This is a genomic window from Syntrophales bacterium (assembly GCA_026417625.1).
GTDB lineage: Bacteria > Desulfobacterota > Syntrophia > Syntrophales > UBA8958 > JAOACW01.
In genome coordinates, this window is the sequence record JAOACW010000019.1 from 1 (window position 1) to 12,577 (window position 12,577).

Below are 12,577 nucleotides of genomic sequence, written 5' to 3' on the forward strand. Positions count from 1 at the left end.
GATCTATATTGAATGGCAGAAAAGATCACCTCATACTCGCACCCTGGTAATCATTAGGCCACCTGTTGTCTTTGGAGAAGGAAACAGAGGCAATGTCTATAATCTTCTAAACCAGATAGCAAATGGTAGATTCATTATGGTTGGCAGTGGCAAAAACATAAAATCCATCGCCTATGTGGAAAATGTTGCTGCATTTATTGAATTTTCCCTCTCTTTCCCCCCTGGCATTCATATTTACAACTATGTTGATAAACCCGACTTTGACATGAATACCCTCATTTCCATCATTTACTCTGCCCTTAATCCATCTACCACGCACTCATCTAATAGATGGAGATTACGCATCCCTTATTCACTTGGTTTGCTTTTTGGATATGCCTTTGACCTTGTATCCTTTGCTACAGGTAAGAAGCTTCCCATATCATCCATTCGCATCAAAAAATTCTGTTCAAATACCCAATTTGGCACATCCATCCCAAAAACAGGTTTTATCCCACCTTTTAGCCTCAAAGAGGGCCTTTATCGCACCATCCGATACGAATTCTTTGAATCCCACCCAGATGATCCAATCTTCTATACAGAATAATCAGATTTTTATTTCAGGTATACAGCTCTTGATGATTTTTAACATAGCACTATAATATTGCTCTGCCGCCGATCCAGATGGCGAAAGCAAAAGGGCGGCATTAAGCATATTTGAGCTGATAATTATGAACGTGAGAAACTTAGTAGCAATTTTCGTTATCTCTCTTTTCTCAATGCCCGTTTACACCTTTGCGGAAGTCCTCCCTGTGCCTACACCAAAGATATACTGCGAGAAGAAAGGCCAGTGGATGACTGTGGATGAGTATTCAAAAAATTGTCCGAGGGCGACACCTGTCCCTTCGTATCCTCAGGGTTTATCTTCCAGTGATCAAATGAAACTTATGATGTTTAAAAAAATCTTAGAGCCAATATTCAGTTCTCTATTTGACTTCAGCAATTTGCATGACCGAGGGGCTGTTGGAAGAACGCAGGGAGAGACTACAGGGAAGCAAGAAGAGCTAAAGAAGTATCTTCAAGAGGTAGAAGAAAAGGCAAAGAAGGAAGCTATCGAAAGGAAGAAGGCTGGAGAGGAAATAGTATCCAAAGTGGGAATTGGGAGCAAGCCATTAACAACTTCTACTATTCTCGGCTCAGGAACTTCCAACAGAGAAAAGCCACTCGAAAATATAGACTGGGAAAATCCAAAACCAACAAGCTTTACACCCGGAGTCTCCGATAGCGCTAGAGAGAGGATTATAAAGACGGCTTGTTTTTTAAAAATGGCTGAAACTGCTATACTAAATGGTGATTTGGAAACGGGCCGTTTTTGGGCTGCTGTTGCCTTTGAGGGCACTTCAGTTTCCCCGAGGCAGATCCCACAATGTAGTATTCCAGGTGATGCGATAGATACAAAAAAAGCATTGGATATGAACAGAAAACTCACACAATACTCTATCTTCTTCAGAAAGGCTTTGCCTAAATTTGATTTGCTGCAAAATTTGTACAAAAATATTGATGAGGTGAAAATTCAAAAAGAAAGATCTGAAATGACTGTCAAAGAGATTGAGAAACATATGAAGGAACTCGAAACCCAAAAGGGGATGGCTCAAAGTCCTGCAGAGATAGATCGTATAAACGAACTTTTAGCGAAGGACCTTGTGTTGAAAGCGCAGGCAGAAGTGGAATACCAAAAAATTCTCAAGGAAGAGCAGAGGCTTTTAAAGGAGAAGAAGGCTTTAGAGGATGAGCTTAATGAGATGATCGCTGAAGTTAGGTGAAAAGTGAAGTCAATAAAAAGGGGTAACACACATAAATGTGCAGGACTCTAAATACACTATACATAGTTATTTTTTTGTTATTGACATGCGCCCCGATTTCTCAGGCTCAGTCCTCACGGACGGTAGATCCAGGGGTATTGAGAGAGATAGCTATGTGGAAATTTGTTCCTGAAGAAGACGTGGTGGAAACTTTTTTTTCATGCGATTTAGTGACTCAGATTGATTATTGTAAAAGATTGAATGTAAAATTTGAAGGTTTTTATAAAGCTTATTTCCCCGACGGATTTGTTTTAACTCTCTCACCTTCCGGAGAAATTTTGGAGCACTACTACAATCCTTCCGAGAGAAATGTAGATTCACTTGAAAGAAACTGGATTATTCACCGAAATTCAGACTTTGCAGGTACTGATGAGGCGAGAAGAAAACGGCTGATAACGAGGTTAGGTGATTTAAACGCTTTTTTTGAAGAACTTTTGGGAATGAATGATCTATATGCTGGTGATTATGACAGGGCAGTACGCATCTCTTCATGGGTAAGTTGTACCTTTGAGGGTAGTTGTATAGGAATCTCGTTTGAAATGAGGAGCGATGGTTTTCCTGTTGTTTCGTGGGTGCTGAGATTGTCTCCGGCTGAAAAGGCTGGTCTCAAAGTTGGAGATAAACTCGTTAAAGTGAACGGACAATCGGTATCAGGGTGGGATTCGGAGAGATTAGTTCGAGTTTTGACAGGTCAAAAAGGTGCCTCAACGACGCTTACAGTAGAGAGGGCATATATAAAAAAACCTTTTGATATTGTAATTCCCAGGGGTACTACCGATGAAAAAGACGATTTTACTGTTAAGTTGTTAGCTGATGCCCTCGCCGTTCGGGCTTTTGCCAATCAAGCACTGGGAAAAAGAGAGGAATTTTTAAAAGATGTTGAGAGATCTTACTCCTTGGATCCCACTGGTAAATGGGCAAAAAGGGCTATGGCCTTCCTTCATCTTGAGAGAGGGAATTTCAATGAAGCCTTGAGGGTCTTGCCCGAGAGAAAGGATGTCATTGATATGATTATTGAGGTGGTCAGTTATGCTAAACTTGGGGATATGAAGAGAGCTTCAGATATTTACAGCAATCTTTTGGAAGATTCTTTTGAAGCTAAAGGTAGATTTCTAGAAAGGCATCTCGCCTTAGCCCATGATTCTCTAAAGCCATACGCTGAGGGAAAGCTAAAAATCGCAAAGGAGAATGAATCGAAAGGTAAATACAAGGAAGCTTTGAAGGAATACGCGGAGTATTTTAAGTTTGCTGATGAAGAAGAGGCAAGAGCTGTGAGGAGTCATATTGCAAAACTGATAGAAAAATACCCTCAATTCTTTGTCCTTACAGAGGAGGCTAGGAAATTTGTCATTAGGGCAGAGTCCTATACATCAGAGGGCAAATTTGAAAAAGCGGTTTCCGAATATAAAAAGGCCTTGAAAATCCAGCCTTTTTTCCCAGCCCTTTATAAGGCCCTTGCGTTAAATTATGTACAGCTAAAAAACTACAAGCAGGCCATAAAAAATATGAAGATATATCTCGAGCTTTATCCGGATGCCCCCGATGCAAGGGCTGCACAGGACGAGATATACAGATGGGAACTATTAACAGAGAAGTAGCTTAAATCTCGTAAGTTGTGGTAAAGGGCAACAACTGGAAGCGTTTATCCGAGGTAGGATCTAAAGATCCCCGAGAGGGTGCAAGTAATGATATCTGAGGGGGCAATTCCACCTTTGTCTTGGAAAAAAATTGGTTAGGGGGAGCTATGAATGTAAAGGAAGTAAACGAGGCTATAAGTTTTTACATTAGGCCACAGACATTTCCGGTTGCCATCAGGCTTTACGAAAAGGACGAAAAAATTCCAGAAAAGGTCCGCGTTCCCAGTAGGGACTTAGGAACTGCTATACCTCTATGTCAAGCTGTGGCGTTATCCAGACGCTATGGTTGGACTCTCGCCTTAGGAAGAGAAGATGAAAGCTGCCCCCACGGGTATTTCGTTCTTGGATTTACCAAAGGGGAGAGTTACCTCAATGGTTCCAGTGGAGAAGCTGCTGGTGTAGGTACGCGAGAGGAAGTGGAAATGATTACGAGGAACGTTACAGGTTTGCCCTATGGGAAGTACCATGCTGTCGTGACAGCCCCATTACAGAACTGCACCTTTGAACCTCACGTTGTAGTCATATATGGGGAACCTGCCCAGGTAGTTCGGTTGATCCAGGGTTGGTTTCTCGCCACAGGAAAGCCGGTGACGACGCCGATGTTTGGCGGAGTGGCGTGTGGGGCGTACCTTGCAAGGACAATACTCACCGATGAACCTCAGGTGGTGGTATCCGGAGCAGGGGATCGTTTCTTCGCACTTGCTCAAGATAACGAAATGGCGTTTTCGATCCCCTGGAGTAAGAGCGAGTTGGTGGTAAAAGGTTTGGAGATGGGTCATAAAAGAGGATGGCGTTTCCCCACGCCGTTCATGTTCCGCTTTGCCGATGTTCTGCCACCTGCGTACTATAAATGGACGGAGATACTGCGAGAGGAGGAATCGAAAGCGTAAACTCATCATGAAGAGCAGATTAATTCCCAAAACAATGGGGACCCAACATCCAGATAATGTGAAGAGGCCCTTTTTTGCCCCAAGACCCCTTCTTGAAGATGAACTTGAAATAAAGGAGGCTTACCATTCGTTTAAAGATTTAGGAATTGAAGAGCAGATGTGGGATTTCGAGGGAAAAGAAACGGATGAGCACGTAGTAAAAAAGTTGCTCATGAAGTATGGGGATTTCTTCAAGGAAAAGGTGCTCGGTCGTGATTGTTTTTTGACTATTAGACTTCCTAACCCGGCTGTTCAGAAAGCCGAAGGCAAGATCTTGCTCGAAACGCTGGAGAGCATCCCAAGAAACTATGATATTGCGTACCTGTTCTATAAGAAAGATGTACCACCCATATTCGAAGTAATTCTCCCGATGACTGTCTCTGCAAAGGAAATCATCAGAATCGAAGAGTATTACGACAGATTTGTCTTCAAAAAACAAAATGCTTACGTCAGCGATATAAAAATAAAGGACTGGATTGGCAAAATCAGACCGAGAAAGATAAATGTTATTCCACTCATCGAAAGGATATCAGAACTCATTAAGGTGGATGAAATCATTCGTGAGTACCTCGCCAATTCAAGACTAAAACGCGATTATTTGAGAGTGTTTTTGGCGAGAAGCGATCCCGCACTTAATTTTGGTTACGTAAGTGCCTTTCTGGCTTTGGAAATAGCTCTCCTCAAACTGGATCGATTGGAGAGGGAAGCAGGCGTTGAAATATTTCCCATTGTAGGGGCGGGATGTCCGCCTTTCCGTGGTCATTTCACGCCTGAAAATGTGGAGAACTGCTTAAATGCCTATCCAAGCGCGCATACCTTTACAGTGCAATCATCGTTCAAGTACGATTATCCAGTGGAGGTTGTAAGGGAAGCCATCGAGAAGATAAACAAACATGAGAGGTCGCGACCGAGAGAAGTAGATGAGCAAAAATCGATGGATATAATCGCTCGATTTATGGAGAGCTATCAGAGAGATATCGAAAAACTTGCTCCCCTGGTTAATATCATTGCTCCTTATATTCCAAAGAGAAGGGCGAGGGCCCTTCATGTGGGTTTATTCGGTTATTCCCGCGGTGAGGGCAGGGTATTTCTACCCAGAGCAATCCCATTCTGTGCGGCTCTTTATTCGATAGGTATTCCTCCTGAGATTTTGGGATTTGAATCTTTGGAGAAAGAGGACATTGAATATCTGAGTCAGGACGAGAATTTTGTCCATGACTTGAGAAAGGCTATGCGCTTTGCTTGTTACGATGTGATTAAAAAACAACTTCCGGAACTGAAAATTCCAGAAACACTCCAGTTCGATTCAGATCCCGAATATGCGAAGTTGGCACTTTCCATATGGAAGGCCATAAAGTTTGACGCTTCCAATTTAGACGAATTAGTTCTGGAGGCTGCAGAGTTCAGAAACTTTTTGGGTTAATCACCGAATTTACGAAGTATTTGCGAGGAGGGAAGCTTTTTACCCGTCCGTTTGAACAGTGGTGGCAATAACTGAACGCGTTGTCAAGAGTGTTCTTAGTCCCTCAAAGATTTACGACTATGCCCTGAATCCATACATAGGTTGTTCACATGGTTGTCGTTACTGCTATGCCCAATTCATGAAGAGATTTACAGGCCATAAGGAACCCTGGGGCACCTTTGTTGATGTAAAGATCAACGCTCCGGAACTCTTAACTCGGGAACTGGACAAGAAAAAAAGGGGTAGAGTGTGGGTAAGTGGTGTATGTGACCCTTACCAGCCGGCGGAGGAGAAATTCATCATTACGAGACGTTGTCTTGAAATGCTCATCTCACGGGGTTGGGCATTTACTATTCAGACAAAGTCAGCCCTTGTCCTCAGGGATATGGATCTCTTTCTGAAAGCGAGGGATTGTGAAGTTGGGTTTTCTATCACTACGACAGATGATGGGATAAGGCGACTCTTTGAACCCAACGCTGCACCCATTGACATGAGGATAGAAGCACTGGATAAGATGCATTCTTTGGGGATTAGAACTTATGCGATGATCGCTCCTATTCTCCCCGGGGCGGAGGATCTGGTTAAGGATCTAAAAGGAAAGGTGGATTACATCATTGTCGACCGCTTGAACTATCACTACGCTGACAGAGTCTTTAAAGCTCACTCACTTCCCCTGGCAAGTGAAGAAGATTTTTACCGTCCTGTTGTTAATCGCATAAGAAACATGTGCCGTGACGCTCAAATACCCTGCGAAATAATCTGTTGATTGAAAATCTTTAAGAAACGAAAAGGGGTGTTCTCTCGTTGAACACCCCTTCTTTTTTGTTTTTGGGCTTTTACTTCTTCTCGATTTCGTAAGTTACAACGGCCATAACGCGGCGGTTTTTAGCCCGTCCTTCTTTGGTTTTGTTATCCGCAATGGGTTTCGTCATTCCATAGCCTTTGTAGGATAACTGCTTCGCTGGCACACCGAATTTTTCCACGAGGTATTTTACAACGGCTTGGGCCCTTCTCTCTGATAGTTTCTGGTTGTACTCTTTACCGCCTATGTTGTCTGTATGTCCCTCTATCACAACGTTCAAAGTTGGGTCGCGAAGTAGGACAGCGGCGAATTTTTTAAGCTCGCTGTGATACTTTGGTTTAACGTTGGCTTTGTCAAAATCGAAGAGGATATTTATCCTTGTCTCGCCTTTTTCTTTGAGCTCCTTTGCTATTTGAGCTGCCGCTTTTTCCTCCTTTTGTGTTAGAACTAAAGCTTTCGCCTCAGCTTCCCTTTTTAACTCCTTCGGAGGTGCAAAGGTTTCATCACATGCCGTTCGGCTCATGACAGATTCCTGTCCATCATCCCCAACTGCTGTAACGGCGTAACAGTAACGTGTCGCACTTTTGAGACCCATGTCGGAAAGTGAAGGTGTCTTTGAAGTGGTGAGAAATACACCATCTCGATATATCCTGTATTCCGTTGCCCCTTTTGTTTCTTTCCAGCTTACGTTTATCTGACTATCGGATACGGCTTTCGCAGTGACTTCTGTGGGAGCGGCGATTCTTTTCGCGGGTGTGGTTGCACATGCCTCGTTACTTGTTGCAGATTCCTTTCCCGTCGCACTCAGTGCCGTTACCCTGTAGCAGTAACGTGTTGCTGGTGAAAGACCTACATCCAGTGCCTGATTTGTTTCTGATTGGGTCAAATATTTGCCATCACGATAGATGCGATAAGCCTTGGCAGCTGTCACTGGATCCCAGCTGAGGTTGTTTTCACTTTCCGATTTGGGCCATACTTTGAGGTTAAGTGGTGCAGAAATCGTTTCCTCCATAACTGTCTCTTCTGTTCTGTAGACCAAACCTTCCTTTTTCCTGCCGAAGAGATAAGAGAGACCCATCGTAAATTCCACATCGCTTCTGGAAGTGTCGAACTCGTAGAGGTGACGCACATCCAACCTCATAAGCCAGTTTTCACCGCCGAAAAGCTTTAACCCTGCTCCATAGTCAACAATAGGTCTGTGGCTATTGGAGACACCCTGCGGATAATCTAAGTTCATGCCACCACCACCAACGGCTAGGAAGGGAACTATGGGGCTTCTCGGGAGGAGATGGAGTAGCCCTTCCAATCGGTACGTGACACCCTTTACTTCTTTTTTCCCTTTTACGGGTGTATCGTAAGCGGTGTTGAAGAGACCAAAAGTTCCTTCCAGGCCGAAGTAACGGGTGAAGTCATACCCAAGACGTATTCCACCAAGTGGACTGTCGTGTAACTTTCGTTCGTTGTCGAAGGTGATGTAGCCAGCATAGGCACCCACGGAAAACTGACCTGGCTGAACTTGAGCATTTGTTGTTTCTATGGTAATTGCAAATACTGTAATAAGACAGAAAATAAGAATTTTTGTGACTATTCGCATCTTTCCCTCCTTGCGGTTAGTCAAAAAACTTATACGAAAAAAGGTATTTTGGTGTCAAACCTTTTTTGGGGTATCATATGAAGCGCATAAATATCCAGATTTACGAGGTGCAGGATGTCAAGGAGGCTGAGGCCCTTATAGCACTTGGTGTTGATCGAATTGGTAGTGTTATACTGGATAAAAGATCCTGGTCAAATTCAGGGATAAAGGATGTTGTAGAGTTAACTAAAGGAGCAAGATCGAAAAGTGTTGTGCTACCGTTGTTCAGGGATCTTTACGTTATATGTTCGATAATCGAAGAATTAAATCCTGATTTTATTCATTTTTGTGAAACGCTTTCACCCTTTCCCGGTGACAGTGATTATGATTTGAGTTTTGTGAAGTATCTTGCGGAGTTCCAGATTTCTTTGAAGGAGCGTTACCCTGAGGTGGGGATCGTTCGAACGATTGGTGTTCCTAACGATTGCGGAGTGTGGCGCGACAAAGTGCTGGAAAAATTGTCACAGTACATAGATATATTTGCACCTGCCAGTGACGAATTGATGATTGATACTTACCTTGGAAATCCTGTTGCTGCAGTGGAGCAACCTGTCCCGGGCTTTTTGGGAATAACGGGTGTTACATCGGACTGGAGCGTAGCAGTGCAAGTTGTGGTGAAAAGCCCAATACCCGTAGTACTTGCAGGTGGACTCGGGCCGGAAAACGTGTACGAAGCTATTCGTGTAGTGCGTCCGTTTGGTGTTGATAGCTGTTCGGGAACTAATGCCAGGGATTCCGATGGCAGACCTGTGAGGTTTAGAAAAGACATGGAAAGGGTACGGCGCTTTTTGGAAGAGGCCCGGAGGGCGGCAGAGGAGTTTTTGTAATAACATGGGTGATATAAGTCGTATAGAGATTAAAGGCAAGTACGTGGGCATTGTGGGTCTCCATGCTGTACTGGAAGAGGTGGCAAAAAAGTGTTCAGGATTATCAGAGGAGCAAATTGGGAGGGAACTTTTGAGCGGTGTTGGGCGTCATAACTATATTCCTCGCCGGGCGGAAGGCGATTATATGAAGGCTCTTCTTAGGGAGTTTAAGAGATACATTGGAGAAAAGGTGGAGGAGGAGTCACCTAAAGGATTGCGGATCGTCATTTTGGGGCCGGGGTGTGCGCGTTGCGATTATCTGGAACAGGAAACCCGCGGAGCCCTTGCGGAGCTTGGGTTGCCTGCAGATTTGGAGCACATAAGCGACCCTCGGGCTATTTTGAAGTACAAAGTAATGGGGACACCGGCGCTCATAATTAATGACCGAGTCGTTTCCGTGGGTAAGGTCTTAGGGAAAGAGGAGATTAAAAGATTTATAGGTGAGGTTTTGAGTGATGCGTCGCAGGAAGGAGGTTGATCAGTTACGTATGGGTTTCCAAAAGGTGAATTTTATCAGGAAGAGGGTAGTGAAGGGGTTGGTGATTGGTCTTTCTGTCCTTATGTTTGTTTTAGTAATTGCTTACCTAAGTGTGGGAAGCACTGAAGAAGAAAAGCTACCCACCTTTGGGTCGGGTCCAGTGCTGGTAAGGCTTTATACGGATTACTTCTGTCCTCCTTGCAGTGCGATGGAATCGGCCATTGAACCTCTGATATTAACACTCGTGAAACAGGGATTGATAAAGGTGGTCTTTGTAGATACGCCATTTCACAGATTTACACCCCTTTATGCGAGTTACTTTTTAAAGGCAAACGCAGCAAAAGGTGACATCGACCATGCCCTTCGCGTGCGGAGGTTGCTCTTTGAAGCGGCAGCGAACAAGTCTTTGACTACTGAGGTGAGACTGATGGAGCTCTTCCAGCGCGAGTCCATACCCATAAGAGAGATAAATGAGAAAGCTGTTTTTGACTTTTTTAACTCGTGCATAAAGGAAGACAATATTGACGCTACACCCTCCTGCGTGATTGTGAAAGGAGGAAAGAAGGAAAAATTCGTTGGTGGTCCGGACATTGTAAGAGCACTAAGGGCAATTGGCCCGTAAGGTTCCAGTGTTATTACCCTTTGCTATGAGGTGGGAAAAGTTAGTAAATCTAATAAACGTGGTTCTGCCGGTCACGGGGATATGTTTGATTATCTACTACAAAACATGTGGCACTACGTGCAGGTATTTGAAAGGTGAATTTCTCGGTTTCGACCTCGAAATGTGGGGTTTTCTTCTCATGGTTGCACTTCTTGCACTTAACCCTCTGAGAAGGACAAAAGTCAGCACACATGCCAACCGGATAAGCACCGTTCTCATATCCTCTGCTCTGGGAGGAGAGGCAGTGCTTTTACATTTCCAGGTAACGAACGACATTTACTGTCCTTACTGTATTTCTTTTCTTTCGATTATATTGCTGCTTATGGTTGTTAACTTCAGAGACATGCAGAAGTCACTCGCCTTTTCTGCGTTTGTTGCGGGCGTTGTCGCTTTCATCTTATTCTTTCATGGCTCTACTTTGCCACTCTACGGATAGTGGGGTGTAGAGCTTTTTTGTATGGCCTGGTTCTTCTTTTCCCTTTTATCCGCCTTCAGCCTCGCCACAGCTGATGCGATAACTAAGCGTTATTTCTCAAGTCTATCCCCTCTGAGCATGGGTTTTTTGCGTCTTATATGCACTTTACCCTGGCTCTTTTTGTCTCTACCGTTCATCCCAGATTTCAAGATTGAAGGTGAATTCTGGATATGCATTGCTTTTGGTTTGCCCCTGGAGGTGGTTGCCTTTTACTGCTACATGAGGGCTATCAAAGTTTCACCGCTTTCGCTCACACTTCCTTTCCTTGCCTTCACTCCAGTGTTCATATCCTTGACGGGATGGATCATACTCGATGAAAGGGTGAGTCTCTGCGGTTTTGCCGGTATTGTTCTAATTGTATTGGGCGCTTATACGCTTAATTTGTCCAGCGCAAGAGAGGGTTTTCTCATGCCTTTTAAAGCGATTCTTAAAGAACAGGGGTCGTGGCTTATGTTTCTCGTCGCTTTTATTTACGCTTTCACGTCTGTTATGGGTAGAAAGGCTATTTTGCACTCAAATCCCTTCTTCTTTGCTGTAATTTACAACTTGGCCCTAACTGGTTTGGTGGCTTTTATCTATCCAGTAATGGAAGGTGGTGCATGCAAAAAGCTGTATGCTGGCGTTAGGGTAGCGCCCGTCATTCTTCTCGGTCTTGTGGAAGCAATTTCCATACTGAGTCACGTATTCGCCCTTTCTCTTACCCAGACGGCCTATATGATTGCCCTAAAGAGGACAAGTGTGCTTTTTGGTGTGCTCTACGGGGCCTTACTTTTCAGTGAAGAGCAAATAAAAGAGAGATTCTTGGGTGCTTTTTTGATGCTTATCGGTGTATTCGTTATGGCAAGTGTTTCTTGATCTTTTTAAAAGCGACTGATTTTTAAAAAGGCATCGTCTTCATGGAAGATCATACTACCGTGGCCGGGGTATAACCGTTTTACTTTGAGGGATTTTCTAAGAGTTTCATAGGTGGTGATTATCCTCTCAGCATCGTAATGGAATTGGTTTAGCTGACCTCCACCGGCTTTTCGTCCTAGGATGAGGTCACCGCAGATCAGTTCGTTGGTTTGGGCATTGTAGAGGGATATGGAGTCGGGTGTATGACCAGGCGTGTGTAGTATCATCCATTCGGTGGAATCCAGAACCTGAGGTGTATCTGCTGTGCATGATACAAAATCTATGCGTTTTGCGTAACTCACCCTGTTTCTGTAACGAAAGTAGGGAAGGGGTACACCTGTAAGGGAATCGTAAAAGATGTGGTTTATACTCCCCAACTGGTAATCTCCCCTAATTACGGGAATGATACATTTCATCCAGTTTTTCATTGTAGCGAGACCTTTTCGGCCCTCAATGTAATGCGCCACTTCTTCATGGAATATTACCTTTGTAATTGATGAGCATTTTGCAAGTAGAGTGGCTATACCGCCGATGTGGTCAATGTGAAAGTGGGTGGCGATGATAAAAATTATATCACTCAGGGGTCTTCCGAGGACGTTAAGGGTGTAATTTTCTACATCTCTTGCAGCACCTCTGCTACCTACATCTACTGCAATAATCCCTCTTTTTTCCTCGAGGAGGTAGGTTTTTGCGAAGCCGCATTTTGGAATCACATGAACCATGAAAACCTGCCGTGGTGTAAACGTGTTGCTTATAAGCTATTATCAACGTTTGTGTTTAATTTTCCGATATACTCCTTATCTCCACATCTATTATGCAACCATTTTGTTTTATCAACCATCTCACCTAAATACACATCTCTTAAAGAATGATTTTCCCATCTACCTCACCCTTCCCAC

General features: G+C 43.9%; 13 protein-coding genes. 11 read left to right on the plus strand and 2 right to left on the minus strand.

Going from position 1 to position 12,577, the window contains the following annotated elements; translation table 11 throughout:
• From N2317_08730 to N2317_08755, 6 genes are all read left to right on the plus strand, one after another.
• On the plus strand, positions 1-586 hold a 586-nt coding region (locus N2317_08730; protein MCX7817572.1), incomplete at its 5' end, for a hypothetical protein.
• 340 nt (positions 587-926) lie between these two features.
• Positions 927-1,802: a hypothetical protein gene (locus N2317_08735; protein MCX7817573.1), complete on the plus strand. Its 876-nt coding sequence runs from the start codon at positions 927-929 to the stop codon at positions 1,800-1,802.
• A 35-nt stretch (positions 1,803-1,837) separates the two neighbouring features.
• Complete coding sequence (locus N2317_08740; GenBank protein MCX7817574.1) at positions 1,838-3,439, plus strand: PDZ domain-containing protein; 1,602 nt, start codon at positions 1,838-1,840, stop codon at positions 3,437-3,439.
• 146 nt (positions 3,440-3,585) lie between these two features.
• Positions 3,586-4,368, plus strand: coding sequence for a DUF169 domain-containing protein (locus tag N2317_08745; protein MCX7817575.1), 783 nt, complete (start codon positions 3,586-3,588; stop codon positions 4,366-4,368).
• A gap of 7 nt (positions 4,369-4,375) precedes the next feature.
• Entirely contained in the window at positions 4,376-5,830 is a 1,455-nt protein-coding gene (gene ppcA / locus N2317_08750; protein MCX7817576.1) for a phosphoenolpyruvate carboxylase, read from the plus strand.
• 61 nt (positions 5,831-5,891) lie between these two features.
• Complete coding sequence (locus N2317_08755) at positions 5,892-6,635, plus strand: radical SAM protein (GenBank protein MCX7817577.1); 744 nt, start codon at positions 5,892-5,894, stop codon at positions 6,633-6,635.
• Positions 6,636-6,705: 70 nt separating this feature from the next.
• On the opposite strand, the gene N2317_08760 is transcribed toward N2317_08755, so the two are convergent.
• Entirely contained in the window at positions 6,706-8,265 is a 1,560-nt protein-coding gene (locus N2317_08760) for an OmpA family protein (protein ID MCX7817578.1), read from the minus strand.
• 77 nt (positions 8,266-8,342) lie between these two features.
• Between N2317_08760 and N2317_08765 the strand changes: the two genes are divergently transcribed.
• Genes N2317_08765 through N2317_08785 form a run of 5 tightly spaced genes read left to right on the plus strand, consistent with a single transcriptional unit; the run spans position 8,343 to position 11,639 of the window.
• Complete coding sequence (locus tag N2317_08765) at positions 8,343-9,131, plus strand: hypothetical protein (protein ID MCX7817579.1); 789 nt, start codon at positions 8,343-8,345, stop codon at positions 9,129-9,131.
• Between the two features lie 4 nt (positions 9,132-9,135).
• Positions 9,136-9,648: a thioredoxin family protein gene (locus N2317_08770; protein MCX7817580.1), complete on the plus strand. Its 513-nt coding sequence runs from the start codon at positions 9,136-9,138 to the stop codon at positions 9,646-9,648.
• 10 nt (positions 9,649-9,658) lie between these two features.
• Positions 9,659-10,270 (plus strand): DsbA family protein, encoded by a 612-nt coding sequence (locus N2317_08775; protein ID MCX7817581.1) that lies wholly within the window; start codon positions 9,659-9,661, stop codon positions 10,268-10,270.
• Complete coding sequence (locus tag N2317_08780) at positions 10,260-10,745, plus strand: hypothetical protein (GenBank protein MCX7817582.1); 486 nt, start codon at positions 10,260-10,262, stop codon at positions 10,743-10,745. Before N2317_08775 ends, N2317_08780 begins: the two co-directional genes overlap by 11 nt.
• Before the next feature lie 21 nt (positions 10,746-10,766).
• Positions 10,767-11,639, plus strand: a complete 873-nt coding sequence (locus N2317_08785; protein ID MCX7817583.1) for a DMT family transporter — start codon at positions 10,767-10,769, stop codon at positions 11,637-11,639.
• Positions 11,640-11,644: 5 nt separating this feature from the next.
• On the opposite strand, the gene N2317_08790 is transcribed toward N2317_08785, so the two are convergent.
• Complete coding sequence (locus N2317_08790; GenBank protein MCX7817584.1) at positions 11,645-12,400, minus strand: MBL fold metallo-hydrolase; 756 nt, start codon at positions 12,398-12,400, stop codon at positions 11,645-11,647.
• Positions 12,401-12,577: the final 177 nt, after the last annotated feature.